We start from the raw sequence: 20682 nt of genomic DNA on the forward strand, positions 1-20682 counted from the left end.
TCCTTGAGTGAACTGGGGGGGTGGCGATTTCCAGTTTCTCAAATCCGGTTCGGATGAACCATGCATACAACCTATTGAATCTTCACAGCTAGAGCGACTGTCCGAGCCGCCGCAGGAAGGCCTCGCAGGCGGCCAGCTGGTCCAGCGCCACGTATTCATCGGGCTTGTGGGCCTGTTCGATATGGCCCGGCCCGCACACCACGGTAGGGATGCCGATGCCCTGGAACAGGCCGGCCTCGGTCCCGTAGGCCACCTTGCGGGTGACCCGGTCCGCGGTCAGGGAGCGCACCAGTTGCGTGATGGCGGCCTGCTCGGACGCCTCCAGGCCGGGCGCCGCGGCGCCGGTTTCGATGTCGATGCGGGCTTGCGTGTATTCGGCGCGCATGCGCGGCAGCAACTCGTCGCGCACGTAGCGCTCGACCTCGGCCTGGATGGCGTCGGCCGGCATGCCCGGCAGGTTGCGGAACTCGTACGAGAACTCGCACAGCTCGGGGATGGTGTTGACCGCGATCCCGCCGTGGATCTGGTTGGTGGTCATGGTCGAGAACGGCACATCGTAGAACTCGTCATACGGGCCGTTGGCCTTGTACGCGTCGGCCAGGTCGCGGATGCGGCAGATCAGCCGCGCCGCGTATTCGATGGCGTTGCAGCCGCGCGGCGTCAGCGACGAATGCGCCGCCTTGCCATGGACCCGGCAGCGAAACAGGTTGATGCCCTTGTGCGCCACCACCACCTGCATGCCGGTAGGCTCGCCGACCACGCAGCCCTCCGGCTGGATGCCGCGTTCGCGCAGGTCGGCCAGCATGACGGGCGCGCCGGCACAGCCGACCTCCTCGTCATACGAAAACGCCAGATGGATGGGTTTCTTGCGGGGCATCTCCAGGAACGCCGGCACCAGGGCCAGCGACGCGGCGATGAAGCCCTTCATGTCGCACGAACCCCGCCCGTACAACCGCCCCTCCTGTTCGCGCAAGGCGAACGGGTCGGCGGACCAGTCCTGGCCATCGACCGGCACGACATCGGTATGGCCGGACAGCACGATGCCGCCCTGCTCCGCGCCATCGCTGGCTGGCAGCGTGGCGAACAGATTGGCCTTGGTGCGCTCGGGGTTGTGCGCCAGCCAGGCCTGCACGCCCTGCCGGCCGAGCCAGTCCCGCACGGTTTCGATCAACGCCAGGTTGGAATTGCGGCTGGTGGTGTCGATAGCCACCAGCGTCTCGAGCCAGGCGCGAGTGTCCATGGAATTCCCCGGAGCGTGCAAAAGACCTAGTGTAGGGCACGCGGCCGCCCCCGGGGCGCCGTCGTGCGGCAGCCTTTCAGCGGCGCGCCGCCGAGGTGACCCCGGCCACCTCGCCCAGGGCATCGAGCGCCTTGTGCAGCGACTCGCCGCCGCGCACTTCCACCGTGAACACCATGTGCGCCAGCGACTGGCGGCTCTGCGTGTTCACGCCGACCACGTTGAGCCGCTGGCGCGCGAACACTTCCGAGAGGTCGCGCAGCAGGCCCGGGCGATCCTGGGCGCGCACGCTGATATCGACCGGGTAGAACGAATCGCTGGTCTTGCCCCAGGCGACCTCGATGACCCGCTCCGGCTCGCGCTCGGCCAGCGCCTTGTAACTCGGGCAATCGGCGCGATGGATCGAGACCCCGCGCCCGCGCGTCACGAAACCGGCGATCTCGTCCGGCGGCGCGGGCCGGCAGCAGCGGGCCAGCTGGGTCAGCAAGGACCCCACGCCCACCACCAGCACGCCGCTCTTGCCGCTTTTCTCGGCGCTGTCGGCGCTGCGCGCATGCGCAAGCGCGGCCGGCTCGGGTTCGGCCACGGGCGCCGGCTGCTGGAACACCGCGTCGATCTGGCGCAGGCTGAACTCGTCCTTGGCGGCGGCGACGTACAGGTCGTCGGCGCGCGCGAACCCCAGTCCCTGGGCCAATTGCTCCAGGTTGACCGCCGTCTTGCCCAGCCGCTGCAGCTCCTTCTCGACCAGCGCCTGCCCCTGGGTGATGCGCTGCTGCAGCTCGATGGCGTTGAACCACATGCGCACCTTGGCCCGCGCGCGCGGACTGGCCAGGTAGCCCAGCTGGGTATTGAGCCAGTCGCGCGACGGGCCGCCCGACTTGGCCGCGATGACTTCGACGGTCTGGCCGGTGGCCAGGCGGGTGTTCAGCGGCACCATCTGGCCGTCCACCCGCGTCCCGCGGCACCGGTGCCCCAGGTCGGTATGCAGGTGATAGGCGAAATCGACCGGCGTGGCGCCGGCCGGCAATTCGATCACCCGGGCCTGCGGCGTGAGCACATAGATACGCTGGTCGGCACGGCGCGCGGCCTCGCCCTCGTCCTCGACGTCGCTGTTCCAGGCCAGCAGCTGGCGCATCCAGGACAGCTGGCGATCGTATTCGCTGGAGGCGGCCACCTGGCCGCCGCGCGCGCCGGCCTCCTTGTAGCGCCAGTGCGCCGCCATCCCGTACTCGGCGAACTGGTGCATCTCGCGGGTACGGATCTGCACCTCGAATGCGCGCCCCTGGGCGTCGGTCACCACCGTGTGCAGCGAACGGTAGCCATTGGGCTTGGGGCGCGAGATGTAGTCGTCGAACTCCTCGGGCAGCGGCGTCCACATCTCGTGCACCAGCCCCAGCGCCGTATAGCAGGCGCGCACGTCGTCGACGATGATGCGCAGGGCCCGCAGATCGTACATCTGGCTGAAATCCAGCCCTTTCAGGCGCATCTTGTTCCAGATGCTGTAGATGTGCTTGGGCCGCCCGCTTACCTCGGCGACCACGCCGGCCCGCGCCAGCGCCTCCTGCATGCGGGCGATGGCCTCGGCGATGAAGGCTTCGCGCTCGACCCGCTTTTCCTCCAGCAGGTGCGCAATCTGCTTGTAGCGCTCGGGTTCGAGGAAGCGGAACGCCAGGTCTTCCATTTCCCACTTGAGCTGCCAGATGCCCAGGCGGTTGGCCAGCGGGGTATACAGGTCCAGCGTCTCGCGCGCGAAACCGGCCGCGCACGGCGTCTTGGTCTCGGCATGCCAGCGCAGGCTCTGCAGCCGCGACGCCAGCCGCATCAGCACGATGCGCAGGTCGGCCGCCATGGCCAGCAGCATCTTGCGCTGCATCTCCTTCTGGGAGCCGCTTTCGGCCTCGCTGTCGCTGGCATGGCGCGCCACGATGCCCAGCCGCAGCAGCGCGCGCGCGCCCTGCACCAGCCGCGCCACCTCGACCCCGAACTCGCTGGCCACCGGGTCGTTGCGCAGGGTCGGCGCGGGGGCGTTCAGGTCCGCCGGCAGCGAGGCCAGCACCGCGGCCACGCGGGTGGCCTGGTCGGTATGCAGGCTGGCCAGGATGCGCACCGCGCCGGCGGCATGGCTGGCCAGCGGCTCGCCGGTCAGCGCCTTCTGCGCCTCGAAGCGCGGCCAGGCCCAGGCCGCCGCGTGCGCCAGTTGCCGCTGGCCGGCATCGTCCAGCCCGGCGGCGGCCAACTGGCGCCAGGCATCGTCGAACGGCGTAGGCGTATCTGGTGCGGACGTGGCGGACATTGCGAACGGGACGAGCGTACTCGGGTCAATTTTTCCTACACTCTACACTAACGCCAAGAGGCATTTCCAAGGAACTCCAAGTCATGTTGCGATGGCTACGCGGCCGGGGCGCCAAGGCAGGCGAAGTGGCCGCCATGCAGGCCCGCATCCCGCCCGATCTGTGGCGGCGGACGCTGCACGCCTACCCGTTCCTGGCGGCCCTGTCCGAGGCCGAGCAGCAGGCCCTGCAGGCGCGCGCGGCATGGCTGCTGGCAAGCAAGAACATCAACGGCGCGCACGGGCTGGAAATCACCGATTTCATGCGCCTGTCGGTCGCCGCGCAGGCCGCCCTGCCGGTACTGAACCTGTCGCCCACCCTGTACGAAGGCTGGGACGAAATCATCATCTACCCGGCCGGTTTCTCCATCCAGCGCGAGCGCATGGACGAGGACGGCGTCATGCACGAATACATCGAGGAGGCGGTCGGCGAGGCCTGGGAGGGCGGGCCGGTGATCCTCTCGTGGAGCGATGCGGCGGGCTCCGACGGCGCCTTCAATGTGGTCATCCACGAATTCGCGCACAAGCTGGACCTGCTGGCCGGCCAGGCCGACGGGATGCCGGCGCTGGCGGCCCACCCGGACATCGACCCGCGCCAGTGGCGCCGCGTGCTGGAAGACAGCCTGGACCGTTTCGCCGCCGCCGTCGAAGCCGTCGAGCGCGCGATTCCGGCGCACGTCGATCCGGAAAGCCCGCAGGCCGATCCCTGGTATGCGCGCCTGCCGCTGGACCCCTACGCCGCCACCGACGAGGCCGAGTTCTTCGCGGTGAGTTCGGAACACTTCTTCGTCGAGCCGGAGCCCCTGGCCGACGCCCTGCCGCAGTGGTACGCCCTGCTGTGCGCCTACTATCGCCAGGATCCCCTGGCCCGGCTGGCATGAAGACCTTGCTCATCGCCTGGCATTCGCGCACCGGCGCGGCAGATGGCGCAGGCGCTGGAGCGCGGCGCGCTGGCCGCCGCCCTGGCGCTGGAACAGCCGGGCCAGTTGCGCGTGCGGCGGCAGGCGGCCTCGCGCACCGACGCGGCGGCGCTGCTGGCCGCCGACGGCTATCTGTTCTGCGCGCCCGAGAACCTGGGCAGCCTGAGCGGCGCCATGAAGGAATGCTTCGACCGTTGCTATTACGGCGTGCTCGACCGCATCCAGGGCCGCCCCTACGGCGTGGCCATCAGCGCCGGCACCGATGGCGAAGGCGCGGCCCGGCAGGTCGAGCGCATCTGCACCGGCTGGCGCCTGCGCGCGGCCGCGCCGCCGTTGATCGCGCGCAGCGGCGCGCAAACGCCCGAGCAGATCGCCGCTCCCAAGCAGGTGCCCGCCGACGTTCTGGCTCGCTGCGAGGAGCTCGGCGGCCTGCTGGCGGCCACCCTGCTGATGGGTAGTTGAGGCCCGGACGGCGAAACCATCCCGGCAAAATGAAGGCATTGCGGCATCGGCCGATGCCGCAATGCCTGTACCGTCCCGAGGCGCGCGGTGCCTGTCCCGCACGGGGAGCGGCACCCGCGGCCAGGCTGCCTGTCCCCGCGGGACAGGCAGCCCTGCCATCAGCCGATCGCGGCGGTGACCACGATCTCGACTTTGTAGTCGGGATTGGCCAGGCGCGCCTCGACCGTGGCGCGCGGGGGCGAGTTGCCCGGCGCGACCCACGCGTCCCAGGCCTTGTTCATGCCGTCGAATTCCTTCATGTTGGCCACGAAGATCTGGGCCATGAGGATCTTGGTCTTGTCGGTGCCGGCCTCGGCCAGCAGGCGGTCGATGGTGGCCAGTACCTGTGCGGTCTGGCCAGCCATGTCCAGCGAGGCGTCGTCGGGTACCTGGCCGGCCAGGTAGGCCACGCCGTTGTAGACAGCCATGTCGGACAGGCGCTTTTCCACGTTGAAGCGCTTAATGCTCATAAATCACCCCTGATGCATTGATTGGATGGGTTGGCGAAAACAAGCCGGCCCTCAGGCCGGCGGAAGCTGGAACACCTGGCGCAGGTAGGCCAGATAGGCGGGATCGTCGCACATCGTCTTCTCGGGCGCATCCGATACCTTGGCGACCGGCTGCCCATTGCAGCGCACCATCTTCATGACGATCTGCAGGGGCTCGTGGCCCAGGTCGTTGGTCAGGTTGGTGCCGATGCCGAACGACACCTTGCAGCGGCCGGCGAACTGGCGCGCCAGCTCGATGGCGCGCGGAAATGTCAGCGAATCCGAGAACACCAGGGTCTTGGCGCGCGGATCCGCGCGATTGGTGCGGTAGTGCTCGAGCAGCCGCTCGCCCCACACGAACGGATCGCCCGAATCGTGGCGCGCGCCGTCGAACAGTTTGCAGAAGTACATGTCGAAGTCGCGCAGGAAAGCATCCATGCCATAGACGTCCGACAGGGCGATGCCGAGATCGCCGCGGTATTCCTTGGCCCAGACTTCCAGTGCGAACACCTGGGAGTCGCGCAGCCGCGGCCCCAGCGCCTGGCAGGCCTGCAGATACTCGTGGCCCATGGTGCCCAGCGGCAGCACGCCGTGCCGCATGGCCAGCAGCACGTTGCTGGTGCCGGCGAAATGCACCCCCATGCGCGCCTTCATGGTCGAGACGATTTCCTCGTGCCAGACCTTCGAGAAGCGCCGCCGGGTGCCGTATTCCGCGACCCGGAAATCGGCCAGCGCGGGGTCGTCGAGCACCAGGTTCATCTTCGATTGCAAGCGCTTGCGGCCTTCCTCCCAATCGGGATTCCTGCGCGTATTACGAAAATAGACTTCGTTGACGATGGCCAGCACCGGTATTTCGAACAATATCGTGTGCAGCCATGGCCCCTTGACCGTAATGGATATTTCGCCGGGCTGCTCGCCCTCGCCGATGAATATGCAACGCTCGGGCAAATGGAACAGGCCCAGGAAGTCGACGAAATCGCTCTTGATGAAGCGCAGGCCGCGCAGATAATCCAGCTCCTCGCTGGTGAAGCGCAGCTGGCACAGCTCGTGCACCTCGGCGCGTATTTCGTCGAGATAGGGCCGCAGATTGATGCCCGGAGTACGGCACTTGTAGCGGTACTCGACCTGTGCAGCCGGAAAATGATGCAGCACGACCTGCATCATGCTGAATTTGTACAGGTCCGTGTCGAGCAGCGATGTGATGATCATGATGGCGCGAAACTGTTGCCGCGAAACGTTTCGGCACACCATAGCATACCGCGCGCCGGCGGGCCGGCCGCCACTACCGGCGCCAGGGTCTTGGTCGCCCCGCCGGCGCGCATTGGGTAAAATCGCTTCAATAATGCAACGGCCGCCCGGCACCCGGAGTTCCTGAATGACCCACGTAGTCACCGAAAACTGTATCAAGTGCAAGTACACCGATTGCGTGGATGTGTGCCCGGTGGACTGTTTTCGAGAGGGTCCGAACTTCCTCGTGATCGACCCCGACGAATGCATCGACTGTGCGGTATGCATCCCGGAATGCCCGGCCAATGCCATTTACGCGGAAGAAGACGTGCCGCAGGACCAGGTCCCATTCATTGCGCTCAACGTCGAGCTGTCGGCCGAGTTTCCCAGCATCAGCCGGGCCAAGAAGCCGCTCGAAGACGCCGACCAATGGAACGGGGTGCAGGACAAGCTGCAATACCTGGAAAAGTAACCCTCTGTCCGGTCCGCCGCTGCGCGGCCCGGCCGCGCCACGCCGATGACCGATACCAAGTACACGCGCCAGACCATCACCGCCGTCCAGACCTGGGTGCCGGGCAAACTGTTTTCGGTGCGCGTCACCCGAGACCCCGCCTTCCTCTTCCAGGCTGGCCAGTTCGCCCGCGTCGGCCTGCCCGACAGCGACGATCCGCAGGCCGAACCCAGCGTATGGCGCGCCTACTCCATGGTCTCCGCGCCCGAGGAGCCATGGCTGGAGTTCTATTCCATCGTGGTCCCCGAAGGCCAGTTCAGCCCGCGCATGGAGCGCCTGCAGCCCGGCGACGCCCTCTATGTGGAAAAGAAGCCGTTCGGCTTCCTGACCATAGACCGCTTCGCCCCGGGCGGCGACCTCTGGCTGCTGGCTTCCGGCACGGGCCTGTCGGCCTATCTGTCCATCTTGCGCGACCCGGCCACCTGGCGCGCCGTCGACCGCATCATCCTCGTGCACGGGGTGCGCAGCGCCGAGGAACTGGCCTATCGCGACGAAATCGAGCAATGGCGCAGCCAGCCCGCGTTCGCCCCCTATTTCGAGGCCGACCCGCGCAAGCTGATCTACCTGCCGATCGCCACGCGCGAGACCCTGCCCGGCATGCCGCAGGCGCGCCTGACCACGCTGATCGCCGACGGACGGCTCGAACAGCTGGCGGGCCAGCCGCTGGACCCGCAGCGCGCCAAGATCATGCTGTGCGGCAACCCGGCCATGCTGGCCGACGCCCGCAAGCTGCTGAGCGAACGCGGTTTCGCCCCCGGCCGGCGCGGCATACCCGGCAATCTGGCGGTCGAAAACTACTGGTAATCCCCCCTATGGCAGGGGGAATCCGCCATGAGGGGGTCGCTTTTTCACAACATTTGTGCACCAAAGCCTTAATCTGAACAGACAGATTCAAAATATTGATATTTCTGGCGACAATAAGACGTCAGTCTTATTAGGTCATGTCGCGATGCTGTATCAATTGCACGAAATGCAGCGGGCGTTCCTGCGTCCCCTGGCGGCGTTCACCGACGCCAGTTCCCAGCTTTTCACCCATCCGTACAGCCCGCTGGCCTATATGCCCATGTCGCGCCAGCTCGCCGCCGGCTGCGAGCTGGTGCACCGCATCGGCAAGGAATACCAGAAACCTGCCTGGAATCTGCCCGCCACCGAGATCCAGGGCAAACGCGTCGCCGTGATCGAAGCCGTCGTGCTCGACAAGCCGTTCTGCCGGCTGGTGCACTTCCAGCGCGATGTCCGCCGTACGGCGGGCCGCGCCGATCCACGCGTGCTGCTGGTGGCCCCGCTGTCGGGCCATCATGCCACGCTGTTGCGCGATACCGTGCGGGCGCTGCTGCCGGCTCACGACGTCTATGTCACCGACTGGGTCGATGCGCGCATGGTGCCGCAGGACGCCGGCCCGTTCCATCTGGACGACTACGTCCGCTACATCCAGGCATTCCTGCGCCACCTGGGCCCGGACACCCACGTCATCTCGGTCTGCCAGCCCACCGTGCCGGTACTGGCCGCGATATCGCTGATGGCCTCGGCCAACGACCCTTGCCAGCCGCGCAGCATGGTGATGATGGGCGGGCCGATCGATCCGCGCGAGTCGCCCACCCAGGTCAACCGCCTGGCCACCACCAAGCCGTATGCCTGGTTCGAGAGCCAACTGATCCATGCGGTGCCTGCGCCCTATCCCGGCGCGGGCCGGCGCGTGTACCCCGGCTTCCTGCAGCATGCCGGGTTCATGGCCATGAATCCCGACCGCCACCTGAAGTCGCACTACGACTTCTACCTCGACCTGCTGCGCGGCGATGACGGCGACGCCGAGGCGCACCGCCGCTTCTACGACGAGTACAACGCCGTGCTCGACATGCCGGCCGAGTTCTACCTGGACACGATCCGCACGGTGTTCCAGGAGTTCCGGCTGCCCGGCGGCACCTGGGAAATCGACGGGCAGCTCGTGCGGCCCGCCGACATCCGCAAGACATCGCTGCTGACCGTCGAGGGCGAACTGGACGATATTTCCGGCCAGGGCCAGACGCGCGCGGCCATCAAGCTGTGCAGCGGCATCCCCGCCGCGCGCAAGAGCCATTACACCGCGGTCGGCTGCGGCCATTACGGCATTTTTTCCGGCCGGCGCTGGCGCGAACTGATCTGTCCTAAAATCGCCGCATTCATCCGCCAATCCTGATGCGGCCGCGCGCTCCCTGCAACGGGCCGCCTGGCCCGTTTCTGCTTTTTACGCCATGTCTTCCTGTAGTTCGCTGGTCGACCGCATCGACGCCCTGCTGCCGCAGACGCAGTGCACGAAGTGCGGCTACGACGGTTGCCGGCCCTATGCGCAGGCCATCGCCGACGGCGCCGCGGCCATCAACCGCTGCCCGCCCGGCGACGAGTCCGGCGTCGCGGCGCTGGCCGCCCTGCTCGACACGCCGCCGCTGCCGCTGGACCGCGCGCGCGGCGAACCCGGGCCGCTGCTGGTGGCAGTCATCGACGAGGCCCATTGCATCGGCTGCACGCTGTGCATGAAGGCCTGCCCGGTCGATGCCATCGTCGGCGCCAACAAGCGCATGCATACGGTGCTGGCCGACTGGTGCACGGGTTGCGACCTGTGCGTGGCGCCTTGCCCGGTCGACTGCATCGACATGCGCCCGGCTGCGCGCGTGTGGTCCGAGGCCGACGCGCAAGCCGCGCGCCAGCGCCACCAGCAACGCCAGGCCCGGGTGCGGCGCGAAACGGCCGCCAACGAACGGCTGATGGCCGCGACCGCCGAGCCGGCGCCCCAGCCCGCCGCGACCGAAAGCGCCGAGGATGCCGCCCGCAAACGTTCCACCATCGAGGCGGCGCTGGCCCGCGCCCGCGCCCGCCGCTCAGCCCAGCGCCCATGAACGCCGTCAAACGCCGCGAAATCTTCGCCCGCCTGCAAGCCGCCAATCCCAAACCCACCACCGAGCTCGAATACGAGACGCCGTTCCAGTTGCTGATCGCGGTGCTGCTGTCGGCCCAGGCGACCGACAAGTCGGTCAACCTGGCCACGCGCAAATTCTTCCCGCGCCATGGCACGCCGCAGGCCATGCTGGAACTGGGCGAGGAAGGGCTGGCCGAGTACATCAAGACCATCGGCCTGTACCGCACCAAGGCCAAGAACGCCATCGCCACCTGTCGCCTCCTGCTCGAGCGCCACGGCGGCGAAGTGCCGCAAAGCCGCGAAGCGCTGGAGGCCCTGCCCGGCGTGGGCCGCAAGACCGCCAACGTGGTGCTCAACACCGCCTTCGGCGAGGCCACCATCGCGGTCGACACGCACATCTTCCGCGTCTCCAACCGCACCGGCATCGCCCCCGGCAAGAACGTGCTGGAGGTCGAGCGCAAGCTGGAGAAGGTGGTGCCGCGCGAGTACCTGCTGGATGCCCACCATTGGCTCATCCTGCATGGCCGCTACGTGTGCGTGGCGCGCAAGCCCAAATGCCCGCAGTGCGGCATCTCGGACCTGTGCGAATACAAGCTGAAAACCAAGGCCTGAACGCCGCGCGCCAGGCCGCCGCTTGCTGCTGTGCACGACGCCCGGCCGCCCGCGGATAACCCCTGCGACATCGTGGGAAACACCGTGGAAACCCTGGTTTCTGAAGCGTTTTGACGGATTTCTTACTGCTGTTTGTCGGCTGTTTGACAATCGGGCATGCGGCAGCGCAAAACCTATGAAAAACCCTCATGGCAATTTGATAACCGGGTCCGCATACTCGCCGCAACTCTTAAAAAAAACCAAAGCGGATGCGGCGCAATGGATGACACGATCCTGGAGACAAAAGGCCTGACCAAGGAGTTCCGCGGCTTTGTCGCGGTCAATGGGGTCGATCTGCGTGTCAAGCGCGGCCAGATCCACGCGCTGATCGGTCCCAACGGCGCCGGCAAGACCACCTGCTTCAACCTGCTGACCAAATTCCTGGCGCCCACCTCGGGCACCATCGTTTTCAACGGCCGCGACATCACCCGCGAGCGGCCGGCCCAGATCGCACGGCGCGGCATCATCCGTTCGTTCCAGATCTCGGCGGTGTTCCCGCGCCTGACCGTACTGGAAAACGTGCGCCTGGGCCTGCAGCGCAAGACCGGGCTGTCGTTCCAGTTCTGGCGCAGCGAGCGGCAGCTGGCGGCGCTGAACCAGCCCGCGCTGCGCCTGCTCGAGGAGGTCGACCTGGCCTCCTTCGCCCATGAGCTGACGATCAACCTGCCTTACGGCCGCAAGCGCGCGCTGGAGATCGCCACCACGCTGGCGATGGAGCCCGAGCTGATGCTGCTGGACGAACCCACCCAGGGCATGGGCCACGAGGACGTCGCCCGCGTGACGCAATTGATCAAGCGTGTCAGCGCGGGCCGCACCATCCTGATGGTCGAGCACAACATGAACGTGGTGTCCTCGATCGCCGACACGATCACGGTACTGGCGCGCGGCGCGGTGCTGGCCGAAGGCCCCTACGCCGAGGTCTCGCGCCATCCCGCCGTGATGCAGGCATACATGGGCACCACCAACGGCGAACTGCAAGGAGCGCACGCATGAGTATCCCCGCTCTCGAGATCGCGGGCCTGCAGGCCTGGTACGGGGAATCGCATATCCTGCACGGCGTGGACATGCAGGTCGGCCAGGGCGAAGTGGTCACGCTGCTCGGCCGCAACGGCGCCGGCCGCACCACCACGCTGCGCGCCATCCTCGGGCTGACCGGGGCGCGCCAGGGATCGGTGCGCATCCATGGCACCGAATCGATCGAGCTGCCCACCTACAAGATCGCGCACCTGGGCGTGGGCTATTGCCCGGAGGAACGGGGCATCTTCGCCAGCCTCTCGTGCGAGGAGAACCTGCTGCTGCCGCCGCCGGTCGGCGCGCTGGGCGGCGGCATGTCGCTGACCGAAATCTACGACATGTTCCCCAACCTGCATGAACGCCGCAACTCTCCCGGCACCCGCCTGTCGGGCGGCGAACAGCAGATGCTGGCGGTGGCGCGCATTCTGCGCACCGGCGCGAACCTCCTGCTGCTCGACGAGATTTCCGAAGGCCTGGCGCCGGTGATCGTGCAAGCCCTGGCGCGCATGATCATGGCGCTCAAGGAGCGCGGCTATACCATCGTCATGGTGGAACAGAATTTCCACTTCGCCGCGCCGCTGGCCGACCGCTTCTACGTCATGGAGCACGGCCAGATCGTCGAACACTTCGAAGCCGCCGAACTGTCACGGAAACAGGGCACGCTCAACGAACTGCTGGGCGTGTAGAAAACCAGCCTGTCACCCGCCGTATCACGGCACCCCACACAGGAAGAGGAGTCATCCCATGAAGCTGCACAAAATCACTGTTGCACTGGCCGTGGCTGGCCTGGGATTCGCCGGGCTACCCGCCCAGGCCCAAGGCATCTCCGATGATGTCATCCGCATCGGCTTCATTACCGACATGTCCGGGGTCTACTCGGACATCGACGGCAAGGCGGGCGTGGAAGCGATCCGCATGGCCATCGAAGACGCCGGCGGCGCCATCAATGGCAAGAAGATAGAACTGGTGTCGGCCGATCACCAGAACAAGGCCGACATCGCCTCGGCCCGCACGCGCGAATGGATCGACCAGCAGAAGGTCGACATGATCATCGGCGGCACCAACTCGTCGACCAGCCTGGCCATCGCGCAGGTGGCGGCCGAGAAGAAGAAGCCGTTCCTCGCCGTGGGCGCCGGGGCCTCCGATCTGACCAATGCCCAGTGCTCGCCCTACACCATCCACTATGCCTACGACACCGTCGCGCTGGCGCGCGGCACCGGCTCGGCGGTAGTGAAGGACGGCGGCAAGACCTGGTTCTTCCTGACCGCTGACTACGCGTTCGGCCATGCGCTGGAGCGCGACACCGCCAACGTCGTCAAGGCCTCCGGCGGCGAGGTCAAGGGCCAGGTGCGCGCGCCGCTGGGCGCTTCCGATTTCTCGTCGTTCCTGCTGCAGGCGCAGGCTTCGGACGCACAGATCCTGGGCCTGGCCAACGCCGGCGGCGACACCATCAACTCGATCAAGGCCGCCAACGAGTTCGGCGTGACGGCGACCATGAAAATGGCCGGCCTGCTGGTCTTCATCAACGACATCCACTCGCTGGGCCTGGACGCCACCAAGGGCATGTACCTGACCGACGGCTGGTACTGGGACCAGAGCGACGCCTCGCGCGCCTGGGCCAAGAAGTTCGAGGACAAGATCGGGCGCAAGCCGTCGATGCTGCAGGCGGGCGACTACTCCGCGGCCATGTTCTACCTGAACGCCGTGAAGGCCACGGGTTCGGACGACGGCGACGCCACCATGAAGTGGATGAAGTCGAACAAGATCAACGACTTCTTCGCCCAGGGCGGCTACGTGCGCGAGGACGGCCGCATGATCCACGACATGTACCTGATGAAGGTCAAGTCCAAGGAAGAGTCCAAGGGCCCGTGGGACTACTACAACGTGGTGGCCACGCTGCCGGGCGACGAGGTCTACACCAAGCTGTCCGAATCGACCTGCCCGTTGCTCAAGAAGTAACCTCCTGAAGGAAGCCGACACGGCCTTGCTCATCCGGCAAGGCCGTGTCGCGACCGGACACGCCTACCCGTACGCGCAGGATTCATAACAGATGACAGATCTATTCGGCATACCCATTCAGGCACTGTTGGGGCAGTTGCTGCTGGGGCTGGTCAACGGCTCGTTCTATGCCATGCTCTCGCTGGGGCTGGCCGTGATTTTCGGTCTGTTGAACGTCATCAACTTCGCCCACGGCGCCCTGTACATGCTGGGCGCCTTCGTGGCCTGGATGGGCCTGTCCTATCTGGGGCTCAATTACTGGATCATGCTGATCCTCGCCCCGCTGGTGGTCGGCCTGTTCGGCATCCTGATCGAAAAACTGCTGCTGCGGCACCTGTACAAGCTGGACCACCTGTACGGCCTGCTGCTGACCTTCGGCCTGACGCTGCTCATCGAAGGCTTGTTTCGCAGTTTCTACGGCGTATCCGGCCAGCCGTACCCCACGCCGGAAGCGCTGCGCGGCGCCACCAACCTGGGGTTCATGGTGCTGCCGAACTACCGCGCCTGGGTCGTCGTGGCCTCGATCACGGTGTGCCTGACGACCTGGTTCGTCATCGAACGCACCCGCCTGGGCGCGCTGCTGCGCGCCGGCACCGAGAATCCGCGGCTGGTGGAAGCCTTCGGCGTCAACGTGCCGCGCATGATCACGCTGACCTACGGCTTCGGCGTCGCGCTGGCCGGCTTCGCCGGCGTGCTGGCCGCGCCGGTGCTGCAGATTTCCCCGCTGATGGGCTCCAACCTCATCATCGTGGTGTTCGCCGTCGTGGTGATCGGCGGCATGGGATCGATCATGGGCGCCATCGTGACCGGCCTGGGGCTGGGCGTCATCGAGGGCCTGACCAAGGTGTTCTGGCCCGAAGCGTCCAACACCGTCGTGTTCATCATCATGGCCATCGTGCTGCTGCTGCGCCCCGCCGGCCTGTTCGGGAAAGAGAAATGAATCGACAACTCCTGGGCTACGCCGCGTTCGCCATCGTCGTCGGCATCCTGCCGTACGTGGGCGTGTATCCGATCTTCGCCATGAAGGTCATGTGCTACGCGCTGTTCGCCTGCGCCTTCAACCTGCTGCTGGGCTATACCGGGCTGCTGTCGTTCGGCCACGCCGCCTTCCTGGGCAGCGCCGCCTACGCGGCCGGCCACGCACTGAAGGTATGGGGCCTGCCGACCGAGCTGGGCCTGGCCTTCGGAGTCGCGGTGACGGCCCTGCTGGGGCTGGCCATGGGCGCGCTGGCCATACGCCGCAGCGGCATCTACTTCGCCATGATCACCCTGGCCCTGGCCCAGATGGTGTTCTTCTTCCTGCAGGCCCATTTCACCGGCGGCGAGGATGGCCTGCAGGGCGTGCCGCGCGGCACGCTGCTGGGCACCATAGACCTGCGCAACGACCTGAACCTGTACTACGTGGTCATGGGCATCTTCGCGCTGGGCTATTTCGTGATCTGGCGCACCGTGCACTCGCCGTTCGGCCAGGTGCTCAAGGGGCTGCGCGAGAACGAGCCGCGCGCCATCTCGCTGGGCTATGACGTCGATCGCTTCAAGCTGGTCGCCTTCGTGCTGTCGGCCGCCATCGCCGGCCTGGCCGGCGCCACCAAGACGCTGGTATTCGTCTCGGCCACGCTGTCGGACGCAACCTGGCAAATGTCCGGGCTGGTCATCCTCATGACCCTGATCGGCGGCCTGGGCACGCTGACCGGCCCGATCCTGGGCGCCTTCATCGTCGTGCTGCTGGAGAACAAGGTCGGGGACTTCGGCCAGATGCTCACGCGCCTGACCGGCCTGGACTGGTTCCTGCGCCTGGGCGAGTCGGTCACCATCGTCATCGGGCTGATCTTCGTGGTGTGCGTGATGGCATTCCGGCGCGGCATCGTGGGCGAACTGGTCGCGCTGCGCGAACGCCGGCAGGCGCGCACCTGAGCGCGGCTGCTGGGCAGGCCGGCCCGTGACGCCGTAGAATCGAACGGGTCTGGCGCCGGTCCGACGGACCGCGTCCCCACTTCGAGGTACCGCTCATGCACGCCCCGCGTTTTGTCCGCGTGGCGCTGGCCGCCCTGGCCAGCGTCGCCGCCCTGACCTGCGCCCCTTCGGCCAGCGCTTGTGAAATCGACCGGCCGGTGCGCTTCAGCGGCCTGAACTGGGAGTCCAACCTGGTCATGGTCGGCATCCAGCGCTTCATCCTCGAAAAGGGCTATGGCTGCAAGACCGCGATGGAAATCGGCGAGACCCTGCCCATGCTGGCGGCGCTGCAGCGCGGCGATGTCGACGTCACGCCGGAAGTCTGGCCGGGACAGATCGAAGGCGCCTGGAAAAAAGCCCTGGCTTCGGGCAAGGTGCTGGGCGTCGGCCATGTGTTCACGGCGGGCGAAGGCTGGTACGTGCCGCGCTATACCGTCGAACGCCACCCCGACCTCAGGCAGGCCGCCGATCTGCAACGCTACAAGAGCACCTTCACCGATCCGGAAGATCCCGCCAAGGGCCGCATCTACGGATGCCCGGCGGGCTGGGCCTGCGGCACGCTGAACGAGAACCTGCTCAAGGCGCTGCAGCTGGAGCACGACTACAACCTGTTCGCGCCGGGCTCGGGCGCCGCGCAGAAGGCCGCCATCATGTCGGCCTACAAGCGCAAGCGCGATATCGTCTTCTACTACTGGACGCCCACAGCGCTGGTCGGCGCCCTGGACCTGGTCAAGCTGCAATTGCCGGCGTTCGACCAGGCCGCCTACACCTGCATGACCGATCCCAGGTGCGCCAAGCCCGTGCCCACCGAGTTCAAGCCCAATCCGGTGGTCACCGGCCTGAACGCCGATTTCGCCCGCCAGGCGCCCGCCCTGCACCGCTTCTTCGAGGCCTTGACCGTCCCCGACGAGGCCATCGGCGCCACGCTGGGCTGGCTGGAAAACGAGAAGGCCGAAGCCGACGATGCCGCGCTGTACTTCCTGCGACAATACGGCGACGTCTGGAAAAAATGGGTGCCCGCCGATGTCGCGCAGCGCGTCCAGGCGGCGCTGTAGGCGCACCCCGATCACCAAGGAAGACCGCGGTATGGAAGCCCTTTACTGGTACGACGGCCAATGGCTGACCGAGAATCCCAAGCTGCTCGGCCCGTCCGACCACGCATTCTGGATGGCCAGCATGGTGTTCGACGGCGCGCGCGCCTTCGCCGGCCTGACGCCCGACCTCGACCTGCATTGCCAGCGCGTGGTGCGCTCGGCTGAGAAGATGCTGATGAAACCGGCGCTGCCGTGGCAACGCATCCAGGAACTATGCCTGGAAGCGGTGGCCAGGTTCCCCGCCGGCAGCGAGCTCTACATCAAGCCGATGTTCTTCTGCGCCGACGGCTTCCTGCTGCCCGACGCCGAGCAGACGCAGTTCGTGCTGCACGTATTCAAGGTGCCCCTGCCCGGCGAACAAGGCTTCTCGGCCTGCTTCTCCAGCTTCGCGCGTTCCTGGCCCAACATGGTGCCCACCGACGCCAAGGCGTCGTGCCTGTACCCCAATGGCCAGCGCGCCATCCGCGAGGCCAACCTCAAGGGCTTCGACAACGCCATCATGCTCGACGGCGCGGGCCATGTCGCGGAATTCGCCACCAGCAACCTGTGGATCGCGCGCAACGGCCGGATCGCCACGCCGGTCGACAACGGCACGTTCCTCAACGGCATTACGCGCCAGCGCGTGCTGGCGCTGCTGCGCGCCGATGGGGTGACCGTGGACGAGCGCGCCCTGACCCGCGCCGACGTCGAAGAAGCGGACGAGGTGTTTTCTACCGGCAACTACGGCAAGGTCGTGCACGTCAACCGGGTGGAAGCGCGCAGCCTGTCGTACGGGCCGCTGGCGCGGCACGCCTACCGGCTGTACATGGACTACGCGGCGGGCGGGCGCTGACCCGCGCGCACGCTGGCGGCGCGGCGCCAGGCCGCGCCGCCAGCGTTCAGTCCTGGGCGCCCTTGCCCAGGCCCAGGTAGCTCTCGATGACGCGCGGATTGCCGGCCAGTTCGCGCGCCGGGCCGTGCAGCACGATTTCACCGGTTTCCAGCACGTAGCCGTAATCGGCAACCTGCAAGGCGGCGCGGGCGTTCTGCTCGACCAGCAGGATCGCCACGCCGGTTTCGCGCAGCCGGGCGATGATATGGAAAATCTCGCGCACGATGCGCGGCGCCAGCCCGAGGCTGGGCTCGTCGAGCATCAGCAGCACCGGATCGCACGCCAGCGCGCGGGCGATTTCCAGGATGCGTTGCTGGCCCAGCGCCAGGTTGCCCGCCTGCTCGTACAGATAGTCGCCCAGCCCGACGCGCTGCAGCTGCTGCGCGGCTTCGTGCAGCAGCTGGGCCTCGCGGGCGCGCTCGCTGTGCAAGGCGCCCGACAGCACGCCCACGTCCGAACGCATGTGCGCCCCCAGGGCCACGTTTTCCAGCACCAACATGGTCGGCAGCAGCTGCACGTGCTGGAAGGTGCGGCCCACGCCGCGCTTGGCGATCTCGCGCGCCGAGCGGCCGTCGATGCGATCGCCCAGGAAGCGCACCTGGCCGCGCGTGGCCGGCAGCACGCCGCTGATCAGGTTGAAGGTCGTGCTCTTGCCGGCGCCGTTGGGGCCGATCAGGCCCATGATTTCGCCGGCGCGCACCTTGAACGTAATGTCGTTGACCGCCACCAGGCCGCCGAACTCCTTGCGGATGCTGTCGACTTCCAGCACCAGCTCGCCGGCCTGCGGCCGGGCGCGGTGCGGCAGCGCCGGCGCTTGCGGCGGCGGCGCCATGTTGCGCCGCGAGCCGGCCGCGCCGGTGACGCGCTCCCACCAGCCCGACAGAATGGGCCACAGGCCATTGCTGGCGTACTGCAGCACCAGGATCATCAGCACGCCGAAGAAGATCAGTTCGAAGTTGGCGTTGGTATCGATCAGCTTGGGCAGGATGTTCTGCAGCTGGTCCTTGATTCCCAGGATGACCGCCGAGCCCAGCAGCGCCCCCCAGACATGGCCGGCGCCGCCGACCACGGCCATGAAGAGGTATTCGATGCCGTAGTTCAGGCCGAACGGACTGGGGCTGACCGCGCGCTGCATATGGGCATACAGCCAGCCCGACAGGCAGGCCAGCAGCGCCGCCCACACGAAGATGACGATTTTGTAGATGCCGGTATTGACCCCCATCGACTCGGCCATGCCGGCGCCGCTCTTCAGGGCGCGGATGGCGCGGCCCGGACGCGAATCGAGCAGGTTGCGCGTCGCCCACAGCGCCAGCAGCACGAACACCCAGATCAGGTAGTAAATATGGCGTCCGCTGGCCAGCGACCAGCCGAACAGGCTGATGGGCTCGATGCCGGCGATGCCGTCATGCTTGCCGAGCCAGTCCAGGTTGCCGAACAGGTAATACAGCGAGAGCCCCCAGGCGATGGTGCCCAGCGGCAGATAATGCCCCGACAGCCGCAGCGTGATCAGCCCCAGCAGGAACGCCACCACGGCCGTCACCAGCAGGCCCACCGGCAGCGCCAGCCACGGCGAGATGTCGTATTGCGTGGTGAGCAGTGCCGTGGTGTAGGCGCCCAGGCCCACGAAGGCCGCCTGGCCGAACGAGGTCAGGCCGCCCACGCCGGTCAGCAGCACCAGCCCCAGCGCCACCATGGCGGCCAGGCCGATGTAGTTGAGTTGCGTGATCCAGAATTCGGGCGTGGCCGACAGCAGCGGCAGGCCGGCCAGCACGACGATGAATGCGATAAGCAGGAAGCGGTTCATGGCGCTTATTCCTCTTCGTCCACATGACGGCTGCTGAACGAACGCCAGACCAGAACCGGGATAATCAGGGTGAACACGATGACTTCTTTGTACGAGCTGGCCCAGAACGACGAGAAGGCCTCCAGGATGCCGACCAGCAGGGCGCCGGCCGCGGCCACCGGGTAGCTCACCAGGCCGCCGATGATGGCGCCCACGAAGCCCTTCAGGCCGATCAGGAAGCCGGTGTCGTAATACACGGTGGTGATGGGCGCGATCAGCATGCCCGACATGGCGCCGATGGACACCGCCAGGGTGAACGTCAGGCTGCCCGACATGGTGGTGCTGATGCCCACCAGGCGCGCGCCGCGCCGGTTCACGGCAGTGGCCCGCAGCGCGCGACCGTACAGCGTCTTGCCGAAGAACAGCCACAGCGCCACGATCAGCAGCGCGCAGGTGGCCACCACGAACAGGCTTTGCGCCGACCAGGTCGAGAACCCGAGATCGACCTGCCCGCTGACGAATGCCGGCGTACGCCAGCCTTCGGCGCCGAAGAACACCAGCGCCAGCCCCATCAACGCGAAGTGCACGGCGACCGACACGATCAGCAACACCAGCGCCGTGGCCTCGGCCAGCGGCTGGTAGACGATGCGGTAGACCATCGGCCCCATCGGGATCACCAGGGCCAGGGTCAGCAGCATGTTCAGCCACAGCGAGGTGCCCTGCGCCGCATAGCTGTCGGTCAACCACAGCAGCGCCACGCAGCCGGCCAGCACCTTGGGCATGGCGCCCCACGCGCCGGTGCGCAGCGCGCGCACCAGCTCCAGCAGCAGGCACACGCCGCCCAGCAGGGGCAGCAGGTAGGCGGTGCCCGGCACGCGGCCGTCGACCAGCATGGCCAGTGTCAGGGCGCCGAAGGCGACGAACTCGCCCTGCGGAATGAAAATGACCCGCGTGACGGCGAAGACCAGTACCAGCGCCATGCCCAGCAGGGCATAAATGGCGCCGTTGACCACACCGTCTTGCAGCAGGATCAGCGCAATTGAAGAGTCCATCGAACCACTACCTTATGGGGATTTCAGGTGCCCCGACCCCACCCGGGACACGGCGCATACGACGCACCGGCCCTCAGGCCGGTGCGAGGTGAAGCAGGAGAACGCACCGCCACGCCGGTCAGGCGTCGCCGCGCGGCGCGTCCCTTGATGCCGACAGCGG

Annotated in this window: 19 protein-coding genes and 1 pseudogene; 14 read left to right on the forward strand and 6 right to left on the reverse strand. The window is 67.0% G+C overall.

The genetic code is table 11. The features are described 5' to 3' along the window. Positions 1-88: 88 nt before the first annotated feature. Together argE and BN118_RS13720 are read right to left on the reverse strand one after the other, a co-directional pair. Positions 89-1240, reverse strand: coding sequence for an acetylornithine deacetylase (gene argE, locus BN118_RS13715; RefSeq protein ID WP_019247175.1), 1152 nt, complete (start codon positions 1238-1240; stop codon positions 89-91). 76 nt (positions 1241-1316) lie between these two features. Next, positions 1317-3530 carry a RelA/SpoT family protein gene (locus tag BN118_RS13720; protein ID WP_010931553.1) on the reverse strand — a complete coding sequence of 738 codons (2214 nt, stop codon included), beginning with the start codon at positions 3528-3530 and terminating at the stop codon, positions 1317-1319. Between the two features lie 83 nt (positions 3531-3613). Here BN118_RS13720 and BN118_RS13725 point away from each other — a divergent pair, with 83 nt between their 5' ends. Together BN118_RS13725 and BN118_RS13730 are read left to right on the forward strand one after the other, a co-directional pair. After that, the gene (locus BN118_RS13725; RefSeq protein WP_014905946.1) at positions 3614-4447 is read left to right on the forward strand and encodes a M90 family metallopeptidase; all 834 of its coding nucleotides are present in this window, start codon (positions 3614-3616) and stop codon (positions 4445-4447) included. Next, positions 4444-4948, forward strand: a pseudogene (locus BN118_RS13730) (NAD(P)H-dependent oxidoreductase). Before BN118_RS13725 ends, BN118_RS13730 begins: the two are co-directional and overlap by 4 nt. Before the next feature lie 158 nt (positions 4949-5106). Here the strand turns inward: BN118_RS13730 and BN118_RS13735 are convergent. Further along, entirely contained in the window at positions 5107-5457 is a 351-nt protein-coding gene (locus BN118_RS13735; RefSeq protein ID WP_003813850.1) for a RidA family protein, read from the reverse strand. 51 nt (positions 5458-5508) lie between these two features. Then, positions 5509-6684 (reverse strand): nicotinate phosphoribosyltransferase, encoded by a 1176-nt coding sequence (pncB, locus tag BN118_RS13740; protein WP_023995174.1) that lies wholly within the window; start codon positions 6682-6684, stop codon positions 5509-5511. A gap of 166 nt (positions 6685-6850) precedes the next feature. On the opposite strand from pncB, the gene fdxA reads away from it, so the two are divergent. The 12 genes from fdxA (at position 6851) to BN118_RS13800 (ending at position 17648) form a co-directional block, all read left to right on the forward strand. Beyond that, positions 6851-7174: a ferredoxin FdxA gene (gene fdxA, locus BN118_RS13745; RefSeq protein WP_010931551.1), complete on the forward strand. Its 324-nt coding sequence runs from the start codon at positions 6851-6853 to the stop codon at positions 7172-7174. Positions 7175-7219: 45 nt separating this feature from the next. Continuing rightward, on the forward strand, positions 7220-8017 hold the full coding sequence (locus BN118_RS13750) for a ferredoxin--NADP reductase (RefSeq protein WP_010931550.1): 798 nt from the start codon (positions 7220-7222) through the stop codon (positions 8015-8017). Positions 8018-8162: 145 nt separating this feature from the next. Next, positions 8163-9389: a polyhydroxyalkanoate depolymerase gene (locus tag BN118_RS13755; RefSeq protein WP_003821325.1), complete on the forward strand. Its 1227-nt coding sequence runs from the start codon at positions 8163-8165 to the stop codon at positions 9387-9389. A gap of 55 nt (positions 9390-9444) precedes the next feature. Next, a complete protein-coding gene (gene rsxB, locus BN118_RS13760) occupies positions 9445-10086 on the forward strand; it encodes an electron transport complex subunit RsxB (protein WP_010929011.1) in 642 nt (213 codons plus the stop codon). After that, positions 10083-10718: an endonuclease III gene (gene nth, locus BN118_RS13765; RefSeq protein WP_003813856.1), complete on the forward strand. Its 636-nt coding sequence runs from the start codon at positions 10083-10085 to the stop codon at positions 10716-10718. Before rsxB ends, nth begins: the two co-directional genes overlap by 4 nt. Positions 10719-10976: 258 nt before the next feature. Further along, positions 10977-11750 carry an ABC transporter ATP-binding protein gene (locus tag BN118_RS13770; RefSeq protein WP_003821323.1) on the forward strand — a complete coding sequence of 258 codons (774 nt, stop codon included), beginning with the start codon at positions 10977-10979 and terminating at the stop codon, positions 11748-11750. Continuing rightward, entirely contained in the window at positions 11747-12457 is a 711-nt protein-coding gene (locus BN118_RS13775) for an ABC transporter ATP-binding protein (RefSeq protein ID WP_003813858.1), read from the forward strand. Before BN118_RS13770 ends, BN118_RS13775 begins: the two co-directional genes overlap by 4 nt. A 58-nt stretch (positions 12458-12515) precedes the next feature. Continuing rightward, a complete protein-coding gene (locus tag BN118_RS13780) occupies positions 12516-13730 on the forward strand; it encodes an ABC transporter substrate-binding protein (RefSeq protein WP_010931548.1) in 1215 nt (404 codons plus the stop codon). A gap of 91 nt (positions 13731-13821) precedes the next feature. Continuing rightward, positions 13822-14709: a branched-chain amino acid ABC transporter permease gene (locus tag BN118_RS13785; RefSeq protein ID WP_010931547.1), complete on the forward strand. Its 888-nt coding sequence runs from the start codon at positions 13822-13824 to the stop codon at positions 14707-14709. Continuing rightward, positions 14706-15683, forward strand: a complete 978-nt coding sequence (locus tag BN118_RS13790) for a branched-chain amino acid ABC transporter permease (RefSeq protein WP_014905947.1) — start codon at positions 14706-14708, stop codon at positions 15681-15683. Before BN118_RS13785 ends, BN118_RS13790 begins: the two co-directional genes overlap by 4 nt. Before the next feature lie 95 nt (positions 15684-15778). After that, complete coding sequence (locus BN118_RS13795) at positions 15779-16777, forward strand: ABC transporter substrate-binding protein (RefSeq protein ID WP_003821320.1); 999 nt, start codon at positions 15779-15781, stop codon at positions 16775-16777. Between the two features lie 31 nt (positions 16778-16808). Beyond that, positions 16809-17648 (forward strand): branched-chain amino acid aminotransferase, encoded by an 840-nt coding sequence (locus BN118_RS13800; RefSeq protein WP_014905948.1) that lies wholly within the window; start codon positions 16809-16811, stop codon positions 17646-17648. 46 nt (positions 17649-17694) lie between these two features. Here the strand turns inward: BN118_RS13800 and BN118_RS13805 are convergent, their stop codons facing one another. Then, positions 17695-19491: a branched-chain amino acid ABC transporter ATP-binding protein/permease gene (locus tag BN118_RS13805; RefSeq protein WP_010931545.1), complete on the reverse strand. Its 1797-nt coding sequence runs from the start codon at positions 19489-19491 to the stop codon at positions 17695-17697. A 5-nt stretch (positions 19492-19496) separates the two neighbouring features. Further along, positions 19497-20522 (reverse strand): branched-chain amino acid ABC transporter permease, encoded by a 1026-nt coding sequence (locus BN118_RS13810; protein ID WP_010931544.1) that lies wholly within the window; start codon positions 20520-20522, stop codon positions 19497-19499. Between the last annotated feature and the right edge of the window lie 160 nt (positions 20523-20682).

This window comes from Bordetella pertussis 18323 (genome assembly GCF_000306945.1).
Lineage (GTDB): Bacteria > Pseudomonadota > Gammaproteobacteria > Burkholderiales > Burkholderiaceae_B > Bordetella > Bordetella pertussis.